17 protein-coding genes are annotated in these 20,448 nt (G+C 65.2%); 4 read left to right on the top strand and 13 right to left on the bottom strand.

Going from position 1 to position 20,448, the window contains the following annotated elements; all coding sequences use genetic code 11:
- Window positions 1-116 precede the first annotated feature (116 nt).
- Window positions 117-566: a universal stress protein gene (locus PPA02S_RS14685; protein ID WP_028635251.1), complete on the bottom strand. Its 450-nt coding sequence runs from the start codon at window positions 564-566 to the stop codon at window positions 117-119.
- A 169-nt stretch (window positions 567-735) separates the two neighbouring features.
- Here PPA02S_RS14685 and PPA02S_RS14680 point away from each other — a divergent pair, with 169 nt between their 5' ends.
- The 4 genes from PPA02S_RS14680 (at window position 736) to PPA02S_RS14665 (ending at window position 5,820) form a co-directional block, all read left to right on the top strand.
- Window positions 736-1,641 carry a LysR family transcriptional regulator gene (locus PPA02S_RS14680; RefSeq protein ID WP_028635250.1) on the top strand — a complete coding sequence of 302 codons (906 nt, stop codon included), beginning with the start codon at window positions 736-738 and terminating at the stop codon, window positions 1,639-1,641.
- Window positions 1,642-1,755: 114 nt separating this feature from the next.
- The gene (locus PPA02S_RS14675) at window positions 1,756-3,297 is read left to right on the top strand and encodes an MFS transporter (protein WP_028635249.1); all 1,542 of its coding nucleotides are present in this window, start codon (window positions 1,756-1,758) and stop codon (window positions 3,295-3,297) included.
- Window positions 3,298-3,325: 28 nt separating this feature from the next.
- A complete protein-coding gene (locus tag PPA02S_RS14670) occupies window positions 3,326-4,387 on the top strand; it encodes an HlyD family secretion protein (protein WP_028635248.1) in 1,062 nt (353 codons plus the stop codon).
- Entirely contained in the window at window positions 4,384-5,820 is a 1,437-nt protein-coding gene (locus PPA02S_RS14665) for an efflux transporter outer membrane subunit (protein WP_028635247.1), read from the top strand. Before PPA02S_RS14670 ends, PPA02S_RS14665 begins: the two co-directional genes overlap by 4 nt.
- A 45-nt stretch (window positions 5,821-5,865) precedes the next feature.
- Here PPA02S_RS14665 and PPA02S_RS14660 read toward each other — a convergent pair whose 3' ends face one another.
- The 12 genes from PPA02S_RS14660 to PPA02S_RS14605 form a co-directional block, all read right to left on the bottom strand.
- Window positions 5,866-6,678: an SDR family oxidoreductase gene (locus PPA02S_RS14660; RefSeq protein ID WP_028635246.1), complete on the bottom strand. Its 813-nt coding sequence runs from the start codon at window positions 6,676-6,678 to the stop codon at window positions 5,866-5,868.
- A gap of 24 nt (window positions 6,679-6,702) precedes the next feature.
- Window positions 6,703-7,167 carry a hypothetical protein gene (locus PPA02S_RS14655; protein WP_028635245.1) on the bottom strand — a complete coding sequence of 155 codons (465 nt, stop codon included), beginning with the start codon at window positions 7,165-7,167 and terminating at the stop codon, window positions 6,703-6,705.
- Between the two features lie 132 nt (window positions 7,168-7,299).
- Complete coding sequence (locus tag PPA02S_RS14650) at window positions 7,300-8,742, bottom strand: mannose-1-phosphate guanylyltransferase/mannose-6-phosphate isomerase (protein WP_028635244.1); 1,443 nt, start codon at window positions 8,740-8,742, stop codon at window positions 7,300-7,302.
- A gap of 36 nt (window positions 8,743-8,778) precedes the next feature.
- Window positions 8,779-9,426, bottom strand: a complete 648-nt coding sequence (locus PPA02S_RS14645; protein ID WP_028635243.1) for an alginate O-acetyltransferase AlgF — start codon at window positions 9,424-9,426, stop codon at window positions 8,779-8,781.
- 17 nt (window positions 9,427-9,443) lie between these two features.
- Entirely contained in the window at window positions 9,444-10,601 is a 1,158-nt protein-coding gene (locus PPA02S_RS14640) for an alginate O-acetyltransferase (RefSeq protein ID WP_028635242.1), read from the bottom strand.
- 10 nt (window positions 10,602-10,611) lie between these two features.
- On the bottom strand, window positions 10,612-12,072 hold the full coding sequence (locus PPA02S_RS14635; RefSeq protein ID WP_028635241.1) for an MBOAT family O-acyltransferase: 1,461 nt from the start codon (window positions 12,070-12,072) through the stop codon (window positions 10,612-10,614).
- A 121-nt stretch (window positions 12,073-12,193) separates the two neighbouring features.
- Window positions 12,194-13,285, bottom strand: coding sequence for a mannuronate-specific alginate lyase (locus PPA02S_RS14630; RefSeq protein ID WP_028635240.1), 1,092 nt, complete (start codon window positions 13,283-13,285; stop codon window positions 12,194-12,196).
- Window positions 13,286-13,292: 7 nt separating this feature from the next.
- Complete coding sequence (locus PPA02S_RS14625) at window positions 13,293-14,735, bottom strand: alginate O-acetyltransferase (protein WP_028635239.1); 1,443 nt, start codon at window positions 14,733-14,735, stop codon at window positions 13,293-13,295.
- Between the two features lie 13 nt (window positions 14,736-14,748).
- On the bottom strand, window positions 14,749-16,308 hold the full coding sequence (gene algG / locus PPA02S_RS14620; protein WP_028635238.1) for a mannuronan 5-epimerase AlgG: 1,560 nt from the start codon (window positions 16,306-16,308) through the stop codon (window positions 14,749-14,751).
- Between the two features lie 18 nt (window positions 16,309-16,326).
- Complete coding sequence (locus PPA02S_RS14615) at window positions 16,327-17,802, bottom strand: alginate export family protein (RefSeq protein WP_028635237.1); 1,476 nt, start codon at window positions 17,800-17,802, stop codon at window positions 16,327-16,329.
- The gene (gene algK, locus PPA02S_RS14610; RefSeq protein ID WP_042141819.1) at window positions 17,799-19,232 is read right to left on the bottom strand and encodes an alginate biosynthesis TPR repeat lipoprotein AlgK; all 1,434 of its coding nucleotides are present in this window, start codon (window positions 19,230-19,232) and stop codon (window positions 17,799-17,801) included. Before algK ends, PPA02S_RS14615 begins: the two co-directional genes overlap by 4 nt.
- A gap of 21 nt (window positions 19,233-19,253) precedes the next feature.
- A complete protein-coding gene (locus tag PPA02S_RS14605; RefSeq protein ID WP_028635235.1) occupies window positions 19,254-20,420 on the bottom strand; it encodes an alginate biosynthesis protein Alg44 in 1,167 nt (388 codons plus the stop codon).
- Between the last annotated feature and the right edge of the window lie 28 nt (window positions 20,421-20,448).

Genomic DNA, 20,448 nt, shown 5'->3' with positions numbered 1-20,448 from the left:
AGGTGATTAAGCGCAAATCACGTAAAAGAATGTTAGCTGGGTGTCTGCGCCCACACTGAACGAGCTTGAAGCTTGAAGCTTCAAGTTCTATTACGTTGTGGTTATTTGGAATAGCCTCACCCCGCCGGCGCCACCAACACCGGCACCTGCACCCCATCAATCACCTTCCCACTCACCGAAGGGTCCAACAACCGCCCCAGCCGCGACAAATGCCGGTGCCCCATGATGATCAACTCACACCCCAGCGCCCGCGCCTTCCCCACAATCACCTCAGCCGGCAGCCCAGCCATCATGTGCCCCTGGCACTCAAACCCCGCACGTTGCAGATCATCCACAGCCGCCGCCACAGCCTGATCCGCATGCTGCTGCTCCTCGCAAGCCGCAGGGTACTCCTGCATTTCCTCAGGCGTATAAGGCCCAGGCGCATCATGCACCGCGAAGGTGGCATCAATGGCCAACAGCACATGCAGGCGGTGTTCCCCAGGTTGGCAATAGCGCCTGGCCAGGGTAACCAGCGCGTGGGAGGCGGGGGAGGCGTCAATGGCAATAAGGACAGGGCAGGGCATCGTGTTTCCTTGAGTCGGCCAGGCAAAAAGGGCTGTCTTCCAGCCACCATTCTTCGCCCAACCCACCCTGTGGATAAATACCCCACCCCGCACGAGCGCATTGCACCAGACGCAATCGGGCAACCTGCTACCATCGCCCCATCGAAATAGCGCGACGGAAACCACCCCCATGCAACTCCCGGACATGAACCTGCTGGTCGCCCTCGATGTGCTGCTCGACGAGGGCAGCGTGGTGGGCGCCGCGCAGCGCATGAACCTGAGCCCCGCTGCCATGAGCCGCACCCTGGGGCGCATCCGGGAGGCGCTGGGCGACCCGATACTGGTGCGCGCCGGTCGCGGCCTGGTCCCCACCCCACGCGCACTGGCCCTGCGTGACCAGGTGCACGGCCTGGTCGAGCAGGCCGGCCAGGTGTTCCGCAGCCGCGAAGGCGTGGACCTGGCCAACCTGCACCGGGCCTTCAACATCCGCACCAACGACCTGTTCATTGCCCTCTACGGGGCCAAGCTGCTGCGCATGATGCTGGCCGAGGCGCCCCACACCGTGCTGCGCTTCGTGCCGGAGGGCAGTGGCGATGACGATGCCATGCTGCGCAACGGGCAGATCGACCTGATCGTCAGCTCGTCCGTGGAACTGGGCCCGGAGATCAAGGTACAGAGCCTGTTCAATACCTACTTCGTGGGGCTGGCCCGCACCGACCACCCCATCTTCGATGGCCCCATCACCCCCGAACGCTTTGCCGCGTTCCCGCAGATCAGCGTGTCCCGTCGGGGCCGCGCCAACGGGCCTATCGATGTGGCCTTGGCCAACCACCGCGTGGAACGGCAAGTGGCACTGATTACCACCAGCTTCCATTCCGCGATGTTCTCGCTGCCGGACTCGGACCTGATCCTGCCCATACCCGCCAACATCCTGAACAGCGTGCAGCGCCTGAAACTGCCGTTGCGGTCCTTTGAGATCCCGGTGCCGCTGGAAACCGTCACCGTGATGCAGGCCTGGCACCCGCGCTTTGACAACGACCCCGCCCACCGCTGGCTACGCCAGACCATGAAAACCTGCGGTATCAGCGACCCGTGAAGGTTGTCGATTGCGTTTGACGCAATATAAACCTGCTGACAATTCAGTTTTCGTCATCATTCGACCTTCTTAAAATTGCTCCAGTCGCAAATATGTTGCTGGAGATTTCTGTTAATGAATGCCTTGTCTGCCCCTTTTACCGGAACCGCCGCCGCACCCGCGCCGGCCGTACCGGTGCCGAGCGCCTTCGGCCTGCGGGTGGTGGTTGGGCTGTTTGGCGTGTTGCTGGCCGTGCTGTGTGCGGGCCTGAATGAATCGGTGACCAAGATTTCCCTGGCCGATATCCGCGGGGCCATGGGTATTGGTGCCGACGAAGGCGCCTGGCTGCTGGCGGCGTACAGCGCCGCCTCGGTGTCGGCCATGGCCTTCGCGCCGTGGCTGGCTACCACCTTCTCCCTGCGGCGCTTCACCCTCTGCGCCATCGCAGTGTTCGCAGTGCTGGGCCTGCTGCAGCCATTTGCCCCCAACCTGCACAGCCTGATGCTGCTGCGGGTGCTGCAGGGTTTTGCCTCCGGTGCCTTGCCGCCGATGCTGATGAGCGTGGCCCTGCGCTTTCTGCCCCCAGGCATCAAAGTGTATGGGCTGGCCTGTTATGCCCTGACAGCAACGTTCGGCCCCAACCTGGGCACGCCGCTGGCGGGCCTGTGGACCGAGTACGTGGGCTGGCAGTGGGCGTTCTGGCAGATCATTGTGCCGTCACTGCTGGCGGGTGCCTGCGTGGCCTGGGGCCTGCCGCAGGACCCGTTGCGCCTTGAACGCTTCAAGCAGTTCGACTGGCGCGGTGTGCTGCTCGGCCTGCCGGCCATCAGCAGTATCGTGCTGGGGCTTTCGCTGGGCGACCGCTGGGGCTGGTTCGACTCGCCGCTGATCTGCTGGCTGCTGGGCGGGGGCGTGTTGCTGCTGGTGCTGTTCCTGTTCAACGAGTGGTCCGAGCCCCTGCCGTTCTTCCAGTTGCGCATGTTGTCGCGGCGCAACCTGAGTTTTGCCTTGCTGACACTGTGTGGCGTGCTGGTAGTGCTCTCGGGCGTAGGCAGCATCCCGTCAGCCTACCTGGCGCAGGTGCAAGGGTATCGGCCCGCGCAGACCAGCCCGTTGATGCTGTTGGTGGCCATGCCCCAGCTGATCGCGCTGCCGCTTACCGCCGCACTGTGCAACATCCGCGCGGTGGATTGCCGGTGGGTGCTGGCTTGTGGGCTGGCCATGCTGTGCTGCTCGTGCATTGGCAGCAGCCTGCTGACCTCACAGTGGATACGGGGCGACTTCTACCCGTTCTACCTGCTGCAGGTGTTTGGCCAGCCCATGGCCGTGCTGCCCTTGCTGATGCTGTCCACCACGGGCATGAGCCCGCAGGACGGGCCGTTTGCATCCGCCTGGTTCAACACCGTCAAGGGCCTGTCCGCCGCCATCGCGGGCGGCCTGCTGGACGGGCTGGGTACCGTGCGCCGGCATTTCCATTCCAACCACCTGGTCGACAGCCTGGGCAATGCCGCGTTGGTAGACGGCAACACCCCTGGCCTGGCTGCACGCATTCACGAACAAGCCGCGGTACTGACCTCCGCCGACCTCTACCTGGTCATGGCGGGTGTCGCCGTTGCCCTGATCTGCCTGATTCCTTTCGTGCCTACCCGGGTCTACCCGCCGCGTGCGGTGGCCTGATCCCTGGATGACTTCGAGTAACGCTGAAATGACCCAAAACCGCAAAACCCTGTTCATTGGCTCAGTGCTGGCCGTGGCCGTGCTGGCCGCTCTCGTTGGCCCCTGGCTGTTCGGCAGTGACCACCGGCAAAGCACCAACGACGCCTATGTGATCGCCGACTACACCGTGGTCGCGCCCAAGGTCGCCGGCTTCATCAAGGACGTATTGGTGGAGGACAACCAGCAGGTCGAGGCTGGGCAGTTGCTGGCGACCATCGACGCCCGTGACTACCAGGCTGCCCTGGATGCTGCCCAGGCGCAGTTGTTGGTGGCCCAGGCACAAAGCGCCGACGCCCGCGCCACCCTTGACCGGCAGGGGGCACTGATCGCCCAGGCCGAAGCGGCGGTAAAGGCGGCCCAGGCCGAAGTGAGCTTTGCCGACCATGAAGTGCGCCGCTACGGCCGGCTGGCCGAGCAGGGCGCCGGCACCGTGCAGAACGCCCAGCAAGCCCGCAGTCGGGTGGACCAGGCCCGGGCCCGTCTGGCCAATGCCCAGGCGGCGCTGGTGGCTACCCGCAAGCAGGTGGACATCCTCACCGCCCAGGTGGCCAGTGCCGATGGCCAGCTCAAACGTGCCGAAGCGGGCCTGGAGAAAGCCCAGCTGGATTTGTCGTACACCCGCATCACTGCACCGGTGGACGGCATGGTGGGTGAGCGCGCCTTGCGCGTGGGTGCCTATGTAACGCCTGGGGCGCGGCTGCTTTCGGTGGTGCCGTTGCAGCAGGCCTATGTGGTCGGCAACTTCCAGGAAACCCAGCTGACCCACGTGCAGCCCGGCCAGCCGGTGACTGTCAGCGTCGACACCTTCGCCGGTGAGCAACTGCACGGCCACGTGCAAAGCATCGCCCCGGCAACGGGCGTCACCTTCGCCGCCGTCAAACCAGACAACGCCACGGGTAACTTCACCAAGGTGGTGCAGCGCATCCCGGTGAAAATCGTGTTCGATGACGGGCAACCCCTGCTGAGCCGCCTGCGGGTTGGCATGTCGGTGGAGGCCACCATTGATACCCAGGCGCAAACACTGCAGGGCAGCGAGGTCAGTGCACGATGAAGCCGGCATTACGCTTGAGCCCGTTGCTGCTGGCCCTGTGCATGGCCGGCTGTACCCTGGGCCCGGATTTCCAGCGGCCCGACAGCCAGGCCCCGCAACAGTGGGCCGGTATCCAGGGCCAGGCTGCGGCTAGCCAACCGCAACCTGAGCCGCTGGAAACCCGCTGGTGGGAAACCTTTCACGATGCGCAGCTCACCGCGCTGATCCAGCGGGTTGCCGAGCGCAACCTCGACCTGCAGATGGCCAGTGCGCGCCTGCTGCAAAGCCGGGCGATGCGCAGCACAGTGGCGGCCGACGAAGCGCCGACAGTGGAGGCCAACGCCGGTTACAGCCGCGCCCGCAACAGTGCCGAGGGCCTGAATGACCCCTCGGGCAAGGCCGGCAAGCAGGCGTTCAACCTGTGGCAGGGTGACCTGGTGGCCGGGTGGGAACTTGACCTGTGGGGCCGTGTGCGACGGCAAGTAGAGGCGGCGGATGCCTCGGTACAGGTGGCCGAAAACGATCGCCGCGCCGTGTTGCTGGCATTGCTCTCGGAAACCGCCGGGGACTATATCCAGTTGCGCGCCGTGCAGCACACCCTTGCCGTGACGCAGGACAACCTCAAGGTCGCCCGGCATAGCCTGAAGCTGTCTGAAGACCGCCAGGCCGAGGGCGTCGCCACCCGGTTGGACGTGGCCCAGGCCAGTGCCCAGGTGGCGTCCATCGAAGCGCGCCTGCCCACGCTGGAAGCCCGGCGCGACGACCTGATCAACGCCCTGAGCCTGCTCGCCGCCGAACCACCGCGCAGCCTGCAGGCCCAACTGCAGCAGGGCGCCGACCTGCCTGCACCGCAACAGCGCTTTGCTATCGGTTTACCGTCCGAACTGGCCCAGCGCCGGCCCGACATTCGCCAGGCCGAAGCCCGCTTGCATGCGGCCACGGCCAGCATTGGCGTAGCCAAGGCCGACTTCTACCCCAGCATTCGGCTGTCGGGCAATGTCGGCTTCCAGGCCATGCAACTGGCCGATTTCGGCGCCTGGGATTCGCGCCGCTTCGCGTTCGGGCCGCAGTTGTCGTTGCCGATCTTCGAAGGTGGCCGGCTCAAGGGCACCCTGGCGTTGCGCGAGGCGCAGCAGCAGGAAGCGGCCTTGAACTACCGCAAGGTTGTGCTGGGCGCGTGGCACGAGATCGACGACGTGCTGCGGCTGTACAACGCCAGCCAATTGCGCCGCGATCACCTGGCCGAAGCCGTGCGCCAGAACCGTATCGCCCTGGAAACGGCCCAGCGCCAGTACGTGGAAGGCGCGGTGGACTTTCTCAATGTACTGACCGTGCAGGGCGCCTTGCTGACCAGTGAAGAGCAACTGATCGACAGTTCGGCTGCGGTTTCCCAGGCCCTGGTGGGGTTGTACAAGGCGCTGGGCGGTGGGTGGCAGGGGTTTGAGCAGGGTTGAACCTTGGTGTCGATCTGCGCACCACCGCACAAACCACGTCCTGCCTCAAAGCCCGCGCAACAACCCAAACCTTTTGCGCAACACCCAGTCCAGCAGCCGCCGCGGCAGCACTTGCGCCAATAGCGGCAGGGCGGTGCTGCCATTGCCCAGCCTGACCAGCACCGGTACAGGCGAGCGCCGCGTTGCCGCCAGCACACCTTGGGCAAAGCTCGCCACAGGGGTGGGCCTGTCCTGGGAAGCACGGGCCCTGGCCTGGATCTGCTCACGTAACGGCCACCAGGGCGACGTCGGTGCCAGCAACTGCTCAGCCTCGTGTTGCGCATGGCTGGCAAACTGCGACGCGATGGCACCGGGCTGCACCTCCATGACCCGAACGCCGAACGGCGCCAGCTCCAGGCGCAGGGCGTCGGTCAGCGCATGCACGGCGGCCTTGGAGGCGCAGTAAGCCCCGGCGAACGGCGTCACCAGCACACCCGACACACTGCCGATATTCACCACTAGGCCTCTGGACCGGCGCAGCAACGGGAACAACGCGCGGGTTACCCCCACCAGCGCGAACACATTGGTCTGGAACTGGCGCTGCATGGCGTCTACCCCACCATCTAGCAGGGGCCCCATGGCGCCGTAGCCTGCGTTGTTGATCAGGATATCGAGGGTGGGCAGTTCCTCGGCCAGCCGGGTCAGTGCCTGCGGGTCGTTGACGTCCAGCGGCCTGGCAGTAAAACCTGCAGCGGCCAGGCGTTCAACGTCTTCAGGTTTACGGGCGGTGGCCCACACTTCATGGCCGGCATCGCGGAAGGCGTCGGCCAGGGCGCGGCCGATGCCGCTGGAACAACCGGTGATCAGAACGGTGGGCATGGCAGAGCCTTAGGTCAGGGGCGGTTAGTTGGCGAAGGTGCCTTGCAGGTGCTCGGCGCGGAATTCCAGGGTTTGCGCACGGTAGCCTGCGCGCAGTGGGGGCAATGGCAGGCAGTCGCTCCATTGGGCACCCGCCTGCAGTTCGCCAGGGCCACGGTAGCGCGGTGCGTTGTAGGTGTTTTCGGCAAGGTTGACGGTGTCGCCCGGCGCATAGGCGGCCACCCGCCAGCGCAGTTCGGTGAGCGGCACCGTATTGTCGTTGCGGATTGTGACTTGCAATGGGCGGTCGGCCGGGCATTGGGCAGGTGCATGGACCAGCCGCAGGTCTACCCGCGCCAGTTGCGACGCCTCGCGGCTGTCCTGCCAGATGACGAACAGCGCCACCAGCCCCAGCCCACCAATGGCCGCCAGGGAGATCGGCAATGCCTTGGCCGGGTAGCGCAGCAGCAGTACCAGCCAGGTAAGGATGAGCAGGGCGCCGATGATCATGGGGATGCAGACCTGAGTTGCGCGGGGTCTGAGCATCGTAGCGTGAAATGGGAATGGGCTCAAAACGGCGGCAGTCACTGCCTTGACCCGTTCGAGCCCATCGCTGGCAAGCCAGTGCCTACACCGGCCTCATCAACCCAGGCCGGTCGCGCCCTCTGCCGCCACCGAGGTACGCCCATACACGTCCTCGAAACGCTCGATATCGTCCTCGCCCAGGTAACTGCCCGATTGCACCTCGATGATCTCCAGCGGGATCTTGCCGGGGTTGCGCAGGCGGTGTACCGAGGCGATCGGGATGTAGGTGGACTGGTTCTCGGTCAGCAGGAATACCTTCTCGTCACAGGTGACCTCGGCGGTGCCGGACACCACGATCCAGTGTTCCGCACGGTGGTGGTGCATCTGCAACGACAGGCTGGCGCCCGGCTTCACGGTGATGTGCTTGACCTGGAAGCGGCCGCCCATGTCCACCGAATCGTACGAGCCCCACGGGCGATAGACTTCCAGGTGGTTCTGGGTTTCGCTGCGGCCCTGCTCGTCCAGCGACTTGACCATCTGCTTCACGCCCTGAACCTTGTCCTTGTGGGCGATCATCATGGCGTCCTTGGTCTCGACCACCACGATGTTCTCCAGGCCGATCACCGACACCAGCTTGCCATTGCCGTGGATCATGCAGTTGTGGCTGTCCTGCACCATCACGTCGCCCTTGGTGACGTTGCCGTTGTCGTCCTTGTCGTGCACATCCCACAGCGACGACCAGCAACCCACGTCGCTCCAACCGGCCGACATCGGCACCACGCAGGCGCGCCGGGTTTTCTCCATCACCGCATAGTCGATGGAGTTGTCCGGGCAGCAGGCGAAGGTGGCTTCATCGATGCTCAGCGTGTCGCCATCGGCCTGGCTGCGTTCCAGGGCCAGCATGCAGGTGTCGTAGATGTCGGGGTCGTGCTTTTTCAGTTCTTCGATGAAGCGGCTGGCACGGAACAGGAACATGCCGCTGTTCCAGAAGTAGCCACCGGCCTGAACGAACTCGGCAGCGCGCTTCTCATCGGGCTTTTCCACAAACTGGGCCACCCGCGCCACCCCTTCGGGCAACAAGGCATCCTGGCTGGAACGGATGTAGCCATAGCCGGTTTCAGGCTTGGTCGCCGGCACCCCGAACAGCACCATCTCGCCACGTTCGGCGGCTACCGTGGCCAGGGCCAGCGCGCGTTGCAGGGCCTTCTGGTCATCGATCACATGGTCGGCTGGCAGTACCAGCATCAGCTCGTCACGGCCTTCATTCACCAGTTTCATGGCGGTCATGGCCACGGCAGGCGCGGTGTTGCGCCCGAATGGCTCCAGCAGGATGCCCTGGGTCTGCAGAGACAGCGCGGCCAGTTGCTCCTGCACGATGAAGGTGTGGTCCTTGTTGCAGACCACGATGGGCGCATCCATGCCTTCGAACACCAGCCGTTCGATGGTTTGCTGGAACAGCGTGTGCTCGCCGGTCAGGGCCAGAAACTGCTTGGGGAACTGCTTGCGCGACAGGGGCCACAGGCGCGAACCGCTACCACCAGAAAGAATTACCGGGATCATCGTGTTTCTCCACTAGTCATCGAGGGGTAGTTGGAATCAGTTGCCCGATACCGGGCGGGTGACCCAGACCGGCGACAGCGCGCTGCCGGAACCGGTGACGTACAGCACGGCCGCTTCGCCGCGCTCCAGGGCGACGGGTTTCACGTCACCCACTTTCTTGCTGCCCTGGTACAGCGCCAGGTTGACCTTGACCGGGTTGATTTCCCGTTCGCCACGGCCGTGGGCGGCCACCGGCTTGACCACTTCGGTCTTGCCGTCGGCGGTTTTCAGGGTGAGTGACTGGTCGCTCAGGTTTTGCACGCGTACCAGGGCCTTCTGCTTGTTCTTGAACGGCGGCTCCTCCACCAGCTGCGGGTTGCCGGTACCGCTGTTGACCAGGGTGTAGTACTTGTCGGAGGCCAGTTGCACCGGCACCTGCTTGCCGCCGACCTGGGCGGTGTAGTCACCGCCTGGCAGGAAGCTGAAGTCGCTGCTGGCCTGGGCACCCACCTGCTTGATCTGGGTATTGCCGACGCTGGCGGCAGCCGGTGCGCTGGCGGCGTTGAACAGGCGCACGAAGGTGGAGCCTTTTGGCGCGCTCGGCCCGTAGAGGGCGGCGTCGGCGCCGGCGAAGGCCTGCAGTGATGCCAGGGACAGGCCGGCTGCGAGGGTGAGGGCCTTGGCAATGGAAGTTTTAGGAGTCATGTGCGGTTTCCTCTCTATCAGGGGTGCGTCCGGGTGGACGACATGGCCAGGTTTGCTTCGGACTTGCGGGTGTTCTTCAGCTGCGCGATCCACTGCGGATCGAAGCGGCTGAGGTCGGTTTTCATCGGCAGGTAACGCTCGGGGAATTCCCACACCACCACTTGCGGCGGGGCATTGCGCAACGCGTCGCTTTGCAGGTACTTGAGCATCGGCACCAGTGGCCCGTGGCCCTCTTCGGCGTAGTTGGCCACGTCGCTGCGCAGCGCCTGCTGCAGTGCCCCCAGGAAATTCCAGTGCGGGTTGGCGCTGTAGCTGGTGCCCACCAGGGCCACCGGAATGCGGGTGTCGGCGAACAGCGCGTCATCGCCCTGTGCTTCGGCCTGCGCCGGGCGCGTGGTGCGCTGCTGCAGGGTGTCGGGTGCCGGCAGCAGGTTGCTGAACAGCGGGTCCAGCGGCAGGAAATGGGTCAGGTCGCCCTTGTACGGGGCGGTGGGGCCGGCTTCGGTAACGAAGGCCTGTTGTTCGCCTACGAGCAGGTGCTGGCGGCCGACCGCTTCGGCCAGGGCCTGGGCTGCGGTCTCGGCGCCCATCGGTGTCCAGTGGGTGTCGGTACGCAGGAACACCTGGCCGCGGGCCTTGGCCTGTTCCAGCGGCGCCATCAGGTCTGGGGCAAACACCCCGGCTTGGCGCGCCCTGGCATGGAAGCGGTTGTACAGGTCGTCGTGCAGGCTGGCCGGGCGTTGCTTGCCCAGGTACTCGTCATACACCCGCGCCTTGGCCGGTACGATCGCCAGTACCAGCTGGCTGCCCTGTTGCTGCAGGGTGTCGCGCACGCCACGGATCAGTGCCAGGTTGTCCTGCATCCGTTGCTCGGCGCCAGCGGCGGGCTTGAATTCCTCGTCGCTGTACAGCCACTGGTCGCGCCCCAATACCACACCGGGGCGGCCCTCGTTGAACAGTTTGAAATCCATGGCCGCCCACAGGTTGGTGCCCAGGCGCTTGATCGGGAACTGCGCGTCGTAGTGCGTCTCGGCGGCCTTGGCCAGCTTGCCGTCCAGCAGGGTCATCGGCGCCGTGCGCTGGAACCCCTGCAGGCCACCGAGGGACCACACGCCCATGCCTACCAGCAGGCCGAGGAACGACAGGGAATAGGTGATGCGTAATGTGCGGGTCATGTGAGGCCCCTCAGAACTGGAAGTACAGGAACGGTGAGTAGCTCTGCGCCGAAAGCTTGAGGACCGAGGCGGCGAACAACAGCAGCACCAGCACACGGGTCAGTACCCGCGTCACGTCCACGTCCACCGAACCGTCGGCGTTGACCTGCGCCGGGGTGGGCAGGGCCGCTGCCGGGGTGGCCGTGCGATAGAAGTCGCGCAGGCCGAACCACGCCAGGGTGAGGTAGGCAATCACCAGGGTGGCCACCTGCAGGCCGGTCAGCTGGGCGCGGTTGAGCTCCGACAGCTGCCAGTCGCCGAAGCTGAACATGGCGCCATACATGCGGCCGGCCACGTGCAGGTTTTCGGCGCGGAAGATCACCCAGCCGACCACCACCAGCAGGAAGGTGAAGGCCCATTTGACCGGGTTGAAACGCTGCGGGTTGGTGTCGATGCCCAGCGCGCGTTCGATCGCCAGCCACATGCCGTGCCAGGCGCCCCAGAGGATGTAGGTGAAGTTGGCGCCGTGCCACAGGCCACCCAGCAGCATGGTCAGGAACAGGTTGCGGTAGGTGTTGAAGGTGCCTTTGCGGTTGCCACCCAGGGTGATGTACAGGTAGTCGCGCAGCCAGGTCGACAGGCTGATGTGCCAGCGGCGCCAGAACTCGGTGATCGACTGGCTGATGTACGGCTGCTTGAAGTTCTCCATGAAGCGGAAGCCCATCATCAGGCCAAGGCCGATGGCCATGTCGCTGTAGCCACTGAAGTCGAAGTACAACTGCGCGGTGTAGGCCAATGCCCCCAGCCAGGCGTCACCGGTGGTGGGTGCCTGCAGGGCGAAGCAGTGGTCGGCGATCACGGCCAGGGTGTCGGCGATGAACACCTTCTTGATGAAGCCCTGCATGAAGCGCGTGCAGCCTTCGGAGAACTTGTCCAGGGTGTGGGTGCGGTTGTTGAACTGCTCCACCAGGTCCTTGAAGCGCAGCACGGGGCCGGCGATCAGGTGCGGGAAGATCGCCACGAACGCTGCGAAGTCGATCAGGTTGCGGGTGGCCGGGGTGTCGCCGCGGTACACGTCGATGATGTAGCTGATGGACTCGAAGATGTAGAACGAGATACCGATCGGCAGCAGCACGTGGGTGAGGATGAACGGCTCCAGGCCGAACGAGGTGACGATGGCGTTGAGGCTGTCGACGCCGAAGTTGGCGTACTTGAAGTAGCCCAGTATTGCCAGGTCCACGCCCACGCCCAGCAGCAGCCAGCGCTGTGCCGGCTTGGTACGCACGCCGGCTGCACCGACCTTCAGGCCGATCCAGTAATTCCACAGCGTGACGCCGGCGAACAGCGCCAGGAAGTCCACCCGCCACCAGGCGTAGAAGATGTAGCTGGCGACCAGCAGCAGCAGGTTGCGATAGCGCTGCCCGCTCAAGTAGTACAGGCCGAGGAAGATCGGCAAGAACAGGAACAGGAACACGTTGGACGAGAAGACCATCCCGGCTCTCCTAATTGGCTCACAGCATTCAGGGCAAACGCCCCCCAAACCCCCCACGCAGACGCGGTGGGCTACCTAGACTTTCCGTAGGCGCGCGTTTACCCGCGCCTACGGGCTTGCGTCAGTTTTTCGGGTCATACACCCGGGTCATGTCGCCACCCATGCGGAAGCTGTTGAACGGCTGCATGCCGTGCTTGCGCTGCAGGGTGTCGCCTACGCAGTGGTACAGCGCACACCAGGGTTCGAGCCAGGCGTACTTGGTGTCCACTTTCAGGTCCTTCATGTCCTGTTTCTCGCCTGCCCGTTCGGCGAAATGGCGCGGGTCGCGGGCGCCGGCCAGCACGCCTTCGCCCAGGCGCTGCAGGGCGAAGTTGTTCTCGCTGCGCAGGTCCACGCCGTTGGCCTGGGCGAAACTTGCGATCAGCGCCAGCGGCGGCAGGGCGTAGTTGTGGTAGGCCAGGGCGCGCTGCCTGCGTTTGATTTCATTGGGCAGGAAGCCCTGCTCGTCGACCTGGTTGGCGCCCACCTTGTATTCCTTCACGGCCCAGTCGAACAGGTCGCGGCGGTCGGTGGCCACGGCAGTGGCCATCACCGACCAGGCGGCCCAGTAACTGTGGTTGTTGATCTTCTGCAAGGGCAGGTTGCTCCAGTCGCGCACGGTCTGCTCGGCCAGGCGGGCGAACCACTTTTCGATCAGTTCGGCCTCGGCCTGGTGGGCCGCCAGCGGTTGCGAGCGGGAGAACTTCAAGCGCAGCCAGGAGCCGCTCATGCTGCCCAGCGCCCATTTGCGCATCGACTTGCCGGTGTGGTTGTACTGGGTGGACATCAGCGCATCGGCCCGGGCCCAGGTGCCCAGCCAGGTCAGTGCGCAATCGAGCTGCGCCGGGCGGCCGTCACGCATGTACTGGGTGACCATCTTGCTCACGCCTTTTTCAAGGGTGGTGATGGCTTCGGTCGAGGTGCGGAAGGCGTGTTCGGAGTCGAGGTTGAGGGTGGCCCGCGCCTTGTCCGAGCCCTCGTACTTGCTGCGAAATTGCAGCGCGCCGGTATAGGGTTTGGGCGCGGCTTCACAGCGGAACTTGCCGTCGCCGGTCTTGAGCTTTTCGATGCCTTCGTAGTACCCCTGCGGCGGTACCAGGGCGGCCTGTGCGGCACTGCCGCACAGGGCCAGGGCGAGCAGGGCGGGGCGCAGGATGTGCGTGTAATGGGTCATGGTCGCCTCACTGGCCGGCTTGCGCGGTGTGCGCAGGCCCGGCGAAGTTGTTGCGTTTGCAGAGCTTGGCCTCGACGTTCTGGGTGCCTTTTTCCGGCCCCTGCACCTCGAAGGCCAACAGGCTTTGATCGGCCCAGTCCTCGTCTTCGCGCATCTGGAACACGAAGCGGCCGTCGGTATCGGAGGTTTCCGGCTTTTCCAGCTTGATGTCTTCGTGCCGGCCGTTGAGGTACCACAGGGTGGCTTGCAGCACCTTCACCGACGGGTCTTCGAACTTCACGTCCATCTGCAGGTTGCGGTTGACCAAGGGCTTGATCACGCCACCTTTGCCATTGACCATCAGTTGGTTCTGGCCAGGCTTGAGCGCAGTGCTGGCGCTCATCAGCGCGGGGCGGTCGTCACAGCCATCGTCGAGCAGGCCGAGGATCTGCCGCCAGATGGTCTCCTGGTCCAGGCGGTACAGCGGCGAGAACTCCCACACCAGGATCTTCGGCGGGTTCTTCCGGAATTCCTCGCTGCCCAGGTACTGGATCATCGAGCCTTCAAGGCCGCCGCCGGGGAAGGCGACGTTCAGCACGTCGGCACCGATGTACTGCTCCAGAAAGCCGGCAAAGTTGTAGTTCTTGCCGCTGTGGCTGGTGCCCACCAAGGTGATCTGGGCGTTGCCTTGGTCGCCGAACAGGTCGTCGCCATCGCCGCTGGCACCCTTGGGCTCGGTGCTGAACTGGTCCATGTACTGCACGGCGTAGCTGGTGCCGCACAGCTGCCCGGCCACGTTATGCAGGGTGCCGGTCTTGCCCATGCGCCCAGACTGGGTGGTTTCGAATTCCTTGCGCGGGATGCCCTCGAAAGCCGGCATCTTGTGCACCGTGTCGGCCACGATTCGCGCGGCGCGTTCGGCGCCGTACGGGGTCCAGTGCTGGTCGCCGCGGAAGTAGAAGTCCTTGCCCTGGTCGGCAGCGGCCAGTTGCTCGTTGGTCAAGGGCGACAGGTCGGGCACGTTGTAGCCCATGCCGGCAAAGCGCTTGAGCATGGCCTGGTAGTTGCCCAATGCCTTCTGGTAGTTGAAGGCGGCTTTTTCAGCCGGTTCGAGCATGTTGCGGTTCACCAGGCCACGGGTGGGCTGGTACACCACCACCAGCTCGACACCGCGCTTCTTGAAGGCGTCGTGCACCTGCTGCAGGCGCTTGTAGCCGGCCGGTGTGGTGCCGAATTCGGTGCGCAGGTCTTCCCGGGTACGGAACAGCCAGTCCCCTTTGGCCTGCACCAGCGTGGTGAAGTTCTGCTGATAGCGGGTGGTGTAGCGGCTGGCATCGTGCGCTTCGGGGCACAGCTGGCAGCACGGCTGGGCGGTGAAGGTGGGGGCCTTCACCTGGTCGGCGCGCGCGCCCTGGCTGATGGCCAGAAGGGCGCAGGTAACGCCCAGCAGTTTGAGGGTGTGTGCGGTCATGGTCGGGGCTTCCTTAATCGATCATTTCGGCCTGGCGTTCGACCGGGTCGATCAGCACAGCCTTCTGCTGGCGCACCAGCAGGTCGAGGATTTCGTCCTGGCGCTGGCCCAGCACGCCACTGAGGGTGATACCGCTGGCCTTGCGCGGGGCCAGCATGGCCACCTTGTACAGCTCCACCGACAGCGGCGAGTCGATGGACAGCGGGCCGGAGCCGTTGGCCACCAGCTGCCCGCCCACCACAATCAGCGACACCTTGGTATCGAACGGGTCCAGGGCGATGTCGCGGTCGGTGTCGGACAGGTCCTTGATATGGCCGTACACCCCCACCAGGCCGTTGGCCATGGCGACGTTTTCGTACAGCCGGATGTTCACGCTGTTGCGCACGCGGATGCCGTGGCGACGGTTGTTGACCAGCTTGTTGCCCCAGATCAGGTTGTCGCCGCTTTCGTACAGGGTGATGCCATCGGTGTGGTTGCGGTAGATCTCGTTGTAGGCCACCAGGTTGTTGATGCTGTTACGGTCGACCACCACCCCGGAGAGCTTGTTGTCGAAGCTCTTGTTGTTGATGATCCAGCTGTCGTTCACCTCGCGGGACACGATGATGCCGTGCTTCTTGCGCGTGCCATGCACCGTGTTGCCGGCAATGATCAGGCCATGGGAGCGGTCGTGCGGGTCGATGCCGTAGACGATGTTGTCACGGTAGGTGTTGTCCTTCACCACGAAGTCGCGGGTTTCATAGCAGTAGAAGCCGTACCACATGTCGCTGAACTGCGACCCGATGATCCAGCCGGTCGGCTCGGGCCGGCCCATGCGCCTGGCCAGGTTGGGCGTGTACTGCGAAATGCTCACGCCGTAGGACTTGGACTTGGCATAGCCGAGGCTGGCCATGGTGGTGTTGACGATGTAGGTCTCGGTGCCGCCCCACGACAGCAGGAACGGGCGAAACGCCTTGGGCGAGCGGAACGTGGCCGGGCCGTTGCTTTGTTCGCGCCAGCCGGTCACCTGGGTGTCGGTGACGAACAGCTTGCCGTCGTTCACCAGAAACGCACCGCCTTCCTCGGACAGGCGCAGTTGCCTGACTTTGCTGTTGATCTCCAGCGTGCCCCTGCGCCCGACCACGATGGGCAGGCGTGCCAGGTACACACCCGGCTGCACTTCGTTCAGGTACTGCCTGGGCACCTGGCGGCTCAGTTGCGCCAGGTCGACATGGCCGTCATCGATGAAGATGGCCTGTGGAATGCCGTGCTGGCGCTGCACCCACTCGGCGGCCTTGTTGTCGCCGCCGACGAACTCCTTGAGGCTGTCTTCCTGGAACATGCGGCGCACCGTGACCTTGCCCGGGTGGCTGCGGTCGATCTTGCTCTGCACGGCCTGCGCGGTGTAGCCGGAAAGGTCGGGCAGCGTGGGCGGGTCCATGCGCAGCGGTTCGGTCGGCGCGCTGGACACCGTATAAGTGCGTGCCTGCTGCAGTTCCTTGGCCAGCAGGCGCGGCTCTGCGGCGGCGACCAGGCCGCTGGCCAGCAGCAGGGCGCTGGCCAGCAGGCCGTGGCGCAAATGTGGATGAAGGTTCATGGCAATCCCCTCGCGGCCTCAGAAACGCCAGATCACATCGACGAAGGCGCGGTGCATGTAGCTGTCCGCCTCCTTGCCGTATGCATCGCCCGGCTTGAATACCCCGGCGCGCAGGCGTACCAGTGCAGAGGGCTCGTCGATGGCCTGGCTCATCGACGCCGGCAGCAGGCCTTGCTTGAAGTACTTGGTGACGACCACGTCCATTTCCTGGCCAAGGTCCTTTTCGCCATCGACCAGCGGGCGGTTCACGCCGTTGTCGTTGACCACTGCGTTGATGCCGCTGGAGCCGATATTCTGCTTGCCGTCCACGCGCCAGAACTTGTGGTAGAGGAAGCTGGCGTCGTAGTCGTCGCGCAGTTGCCAGGAGGCGAACAGGGTGGCCGCCTGCAGGTTGCCCAGCTCGCCGCGGAACGCTTCGCCGAAGCGGTGCACGCGCGACCGGGTGCCGGTGAAGTTGGAGCGGTTGCTCTCAAGGCCGGTTTGCTCGAAATTGTTGCCGCCGTCGTCCCCACCCCCACTGCCGCGCGCATAGGCGGCGCCGACCTGCCACTGCGGGTTGAGGCGCAGGCGCATACCCAGGTCGGTGGCCCAGGCATTCACGTCACCGCGTTGGGTGCCGCTGGCCACTTGCTGGTCGCCGACCTGGCGGCTGCCGAGGGTGTCGCGGTTACCGGTCAGCCAGGTCAGGCTGCCCCAGTAGTTGATGCTGTGATCGTTGCGCCAGTTGTAGGCGTCGCTGTTGGCTTCCAGGCCCAGCCAGGTCAGGTCGCCGGTGCGGGTCTTGTCCAGCGCATCAACGGTTTCACCCGGCTGCTTCAGGCTGCCGCTGTCATGGGTATGGTGGGCGCGCAGGCCAACCCAGTGGCCAGGTGTCCACTGGGTGGCTATGTTGCCGTAGACGTGGGTGCGGTCCTTGTCCTGTGGCGCCAGTTCGGTGAGGTCGGTGCGGTATTCGCTGAAGCGCTGGGCAACGCCCAGGTCGGCCTTGAGCAGGGTGGTGTCGAAGGTCCAGTTGAGGGCTTCGATGTTGGTGTCCCGCCACATGCCGTCATCGCTGCGCAAGCGCTGGCGGCCCAGGCGCAGTTGCTCGCCGGGGTAGGCGGTGAGGCCGCTGTAGCCTACCCAGAACTCACGCATGGCCAGGTAGCTTTTGTCTGGCTGACGGCTGTCTTCAGCCGTGTCGGTGGTGGTGCCGTCGTCGTTCTGGCGCAGGGTGTCGGTTTCGATGGTGTCGGTAGCGGTGACCGCCTGGCCCATGGCGTAGGCGCTCCAGTTACCGCGCTCGCCGTACACCCAAGGGCGCAGGTCCAGGCCCAGGCCATTGACATCGCCACCGGGGCGGGTGCCCAGGTCGCGGTCGTCTTCGGACTGGCCAGTGACTTTCACTTCCAGGCCGAAATTCTTGTCGGCGGTCAGCTGCGCCAGGGTGGGGCAGGACCATAGCAGGGCGAAGCTCAGGCCGATGCCGGCTTTCATGAAGGCATTGAGCGTCATAGCGAATCCTCGGCGTCTTCGTCTTGTTCATCGCCCTGCAGGGCCTGGAGGGCCAGAATGCTGTTGGCGCCTTGCGCCATGGCACTGCGGGCCTGGGTTTCCTGGGCGAGCGTGTGCTGGGCCTGGTCGCGCTGCTCGGGCGTGAGCTGCTGGTCGAGTTGCTGCAGCAGCTCGGCAGCCTGCGGCGTAGGGTTGGCCTGGGCCAGTTGGGCGAACACCCAGGCGTCGGCGGGCTGCGGGCGCACGCCGTGGCCTTCGCTGAACAACTGGGCCAGGGCATAGTCGGCGCTGTTCTGCCCGCCGCGGGCGGCGGCCAGCAGGTTGTCCAGTGCCTTCTGCGGCTCGACGTTGCCCAGGTAGCCGCGGCGGTACAGCTGGCCCAGGTAGTAACGGGCGCTGGGCTCACCGGCCTCGGCGGCCGCTTGCAGGTGCTGTTCGGCCTTGGCCGCGTCGGCGGGTACGCGGTTGCCTTCGTAGTACAGGCGGCCCAGCAGCAGGTCGGCGCGGGGTTGCTGTGCGTCACGGCCTTTTTCGAGGTAAGCCAGCATCGGGTCGGTATCGCCCAGCTCTGGGAAGTCGTACAGCAACTGCGCCAGGCTCACCCAGGACGCCGGGTTGGCCGGGGCGATGTGTTCGAGCAGCGCCTGGGCGGCTTTCTCGTCGGTCTGGCCAAGGCTGCGATCAGCCAGCACCCGGGCCACGCTGTCTACCCGGGTGCCCGGTACGGCGCCGCGGGCGTAAGCCGACTTGAGTTGCTTGAGCAGGGCGGCCTGCTGCTCGGCCTGGCCGCGTTTCTGGTAGACGGTCGCCAGTTCCACATAACAGCTGTCGGCAGTGGCCAATGCGGCCTTGCACAGCTGTTCGACCTCGTCCAGGTGCTGGTCGTAGGTGCCTTGGGTGCGGTACAGCAGCACCTGGGCCACGCCTGCCTCCGGGTAACCGTCGGCGCGCCACTGGTCGATCTGTTTCTGCGCATTGATACCGGGGAAGCTTTGCGGGTACACCAGGTACAGCATCGCCAGCGGGATCAGGGTGTTGCCCTGGCCCTGGCGGGCGGCGAGCTTGAGCAGGGTTTGCGCCTCTTCGCGTTCGGCCTGGGTGCTGCCGGGCTTTGCCACCAGCAGGCGGCCCAGGCGCGCCTGGGCACGGGGCGAGGTGGCTGCGGCAGCGCGGTAGGTCGCCTCGGCCTGTTCGAGTTGCGCCGGGTTGCCGGTGGCCACCTTGATGTCGGCCAGCCCCACCTGGGCATCGCTGTAGCCTAGGTTTGCCAGGGCCTGGTAATTGCGCTCGGCCAGTGCGGTGTCCCCGCGCTTGAGGGCTTCGTTGGCCAGGCGCTGGTCGGGCAGGCCCGCGCAGCCGGCCAAGGTCACGGCTAGGGCGAGCGTGCACCAGGTGAAGGGGCGAGGGCACAGCCCTTGCAACGGCGGCATGCAGTTCATCACGCGTTCCCCTTACAACCCACGGGCTTGAGCGCTGTCGAACAGCCCGTTCAACGAGGGCCCACGGTCGCTGCTGACCGCCACCGGGCGCCCGGCCAGCTCTGCCGGCAAGCCGCTGTCGGGTTTGATCTGCACGCGGATGTCGGCAGCCAGGTCTTCGCTGTTCAGGCTGCTGCTGCCGACGATCTGGCCAGTACGCACCTGGTCTTCACCGGCGACCTGGAAGTTGACCCGGGTGCCTGGCTTCACCTCGTCGAACTGGCGGTAGCTGAAGCGTGCTTCCACGGTCGGGGTGGTGGTGCGCGGGATCAGCTGGAAGATCGGCTGGCCCTTGGCGGCGTACTGGCCGTCGTCCACCCACTGGCGGGCGACCACACAGTCGCAGGGGCTGGTGAGGGTACCGGACAGCTGCTTGCCGAACAGCTCTTCGATCTTGGCCGGTTCCAGCTGTGCGTCGTCCAGGCTGCCCTTGAGCATGTCCAGCATGCTGGTGGTGAAGCTGGCCAGGGGCGCACCCTTGCCGATCTGCCCGCCGGCCTGCACTAGGCTGTTGACGGTGCCGTCACGGGGCATGGTGATGGTGGTGGCGGGCACGGCGACCACGCCGGCTTCGGCGCGGCTGACGAAGTACATGCCGTACAGCGACTTGGCGACAAAACCAAAGGCGGCGATGCCCACCACGAACACACCCAGGGTCACACTGACTGCCTTGAAGCGGCCAAAAGGGGTCAGGCCGCTGCCGCTGTCCTTCTGCTTGCGCGCCTTTGTGAAGTTGTCACGTTGCAGGGTGCTGAGCACGTCGCCCAGGGTGATCAGCTCACCGGACAGGTGGCTGGTGATGAGGTGGCGCAAGGTGGCGATATCGCGGGGTTCCAGGTTCTGGAACTGCGCGCCGGTGCGGCCGTCGCCTGCGTTGTAGGCACGTACCTGGAACTCGATGTCCATCGACAAGCCGAGGTTGTCGACCGTGAACTGCAGCCGCCCGCGCAGCACCTCGCCCACGGCCAGCGGCTGCTGGGAATGGAAGCTCAGGCCACCCGCGGACAGGTCCTCGACCTTGACTTCGTGGGGCTGGCGCTGGGCATCGAGGAAACGCAGTTTGGCAGGGATGCGGACCCGGGCATGCTGGCGCTGGGCTTCGGACTCATGCACGACGTTGACATTCACGGCGGTATTCATGGGGCTCTGTTCCTGTAAGTTCCGATCC

It is taken from the genome of Pseudomonas parafulva NBRC 16636 = DSM 17004 (assembly GCF_000730645.1).
In the GTDB taxonomy this organism is placed as follows: domain Bacteria; phylum Pseudomonadota; class Gammaproteobacteria; order Pseudomonadales; family Pseudomonadaceae; genus Aquipseudomonas; species Aquipseudomonas parafulva.
The sequence above is the reverse complement of the archived record's forward strand: the minus strand, read 5'-3'. Positions and strand labels throughout refer to the sequence as shown.

Coding starts and splice junctions, on each gene's coding strand:
- PPA02S_RS14615 (WP_028635237.1), bottom strand. CDS start 17,802: ATGACGCTCAATGCCTTCATGAAAGCCGGCATCGGCCTGAGCTTCGCC.
- PPA02S_RS14685 (WP_028635251.1), bottom strand. CDS start 566: ATGCCCTGCCCTGTCCTTATTGCCATTGACGCCTCCCCCGCCTCCCAC.
- PPA02S_RS14670 (WP_028635248.1), top strand. CDS start 3,326: ATGACCCAAAACCGCAAAACCCTGTTCATTGGCTCAGTGCTGGCCGTG.
- PPA02S_RS14650 (WP_028635244.1), bottom strand. CDS start 8,742: ATGATCCCGGTAATTCTTTCTGGTGGTAGCGGTTCGCGCCTGTGGCCC.
- PPA02S_RS14630 (WP_028635240.1), bottom strand. CDS start 13,285: ATGACCCATTACACGCACATCCTGCGCCCCGCCCTGCTCGCCCTGGCC.
- PPA02S_RS14675 (WP_028635249.1), top strand. CDS start 1,756: ATGAATGCCTTGTCTGCCCCTTTTACCGGAACCGCCGCCGCACCCGCG.
- PPA02S_RS14680 (WP_028635250.1), top strand. CDS start 736: ATGCAACTCCCGGACATGAACCTGCTGGTCGCCCTCGATGTGCTGCTC.
- PPA02S_RS14625 (WP_028635239.1), bottom strand. CDS start 14,735: ATGACCGCACACACCCTCAAACTGCTGGGCGTTACCTGCGCCCTTCTG.
- PPA02S_RS14605 (WP_028635235.1), bottom strand. CDS start 20,420: ATGAATACCGCCGTGAATGTCAACGTCGTGCATGAGTCCGAAGCCCAG.
- PPA02S_RS14655 (WP_028635245.1), bottom strand. CDS start 7,167: ATGATCATCGGCGCCCTGCTCATCCTTACCTGGCTGGTACTGCTGCTG.
- PPA02S_RS14660 (WP_028635246.1), bottom strand. CDS start 6,678: ATGCCCACCGTTCTGATCACCGGTTGTTCCAGCGGCATCGGCCGCGCC.
- PPA02S_RS14640 (WP_028635242.1), bottom strand. CDS start 10,601: ATGACCCGCACATTACGCATCACCTATTCCCTGTCGTTCCTCGGCCTG.
- algG (WP_028635238.1), bottom strand. CDS start 16,308: ATGAACCTTCATCCACATTTGCGCCACGGCCTGCTGGCCAGCGCCCTG.
- algK (WP_042141819.1), bottom strand. CDS start 19,232: ATGCCGCCGTTGCAAGGGCTGTGCCCTCGCCCCTTCACCTGGTGCACG.
- PPA02S_RS14635 (WP_028635241.1), bottom strand. CDS start 12,072: ATGGTCTTCTCGTCCAACGTGTTCCTGTTCCTGTTCTTGCCGATCTTC.
- PPA02S_RS14645 (WP_028635243.1), bottom strand. CDS start 9,426: ATGACTCCTAAAACTTCCATTGCCAAGGCCCTCACCCTCGCAGCCGGC.
- PPA02S_RS14665 (WP_028635247.1), top strand. CDS start 4,384: ATGAAGCCGGCATTACGCTTGAGCCCGTTGCTGCTGGCCCTGTGCATG.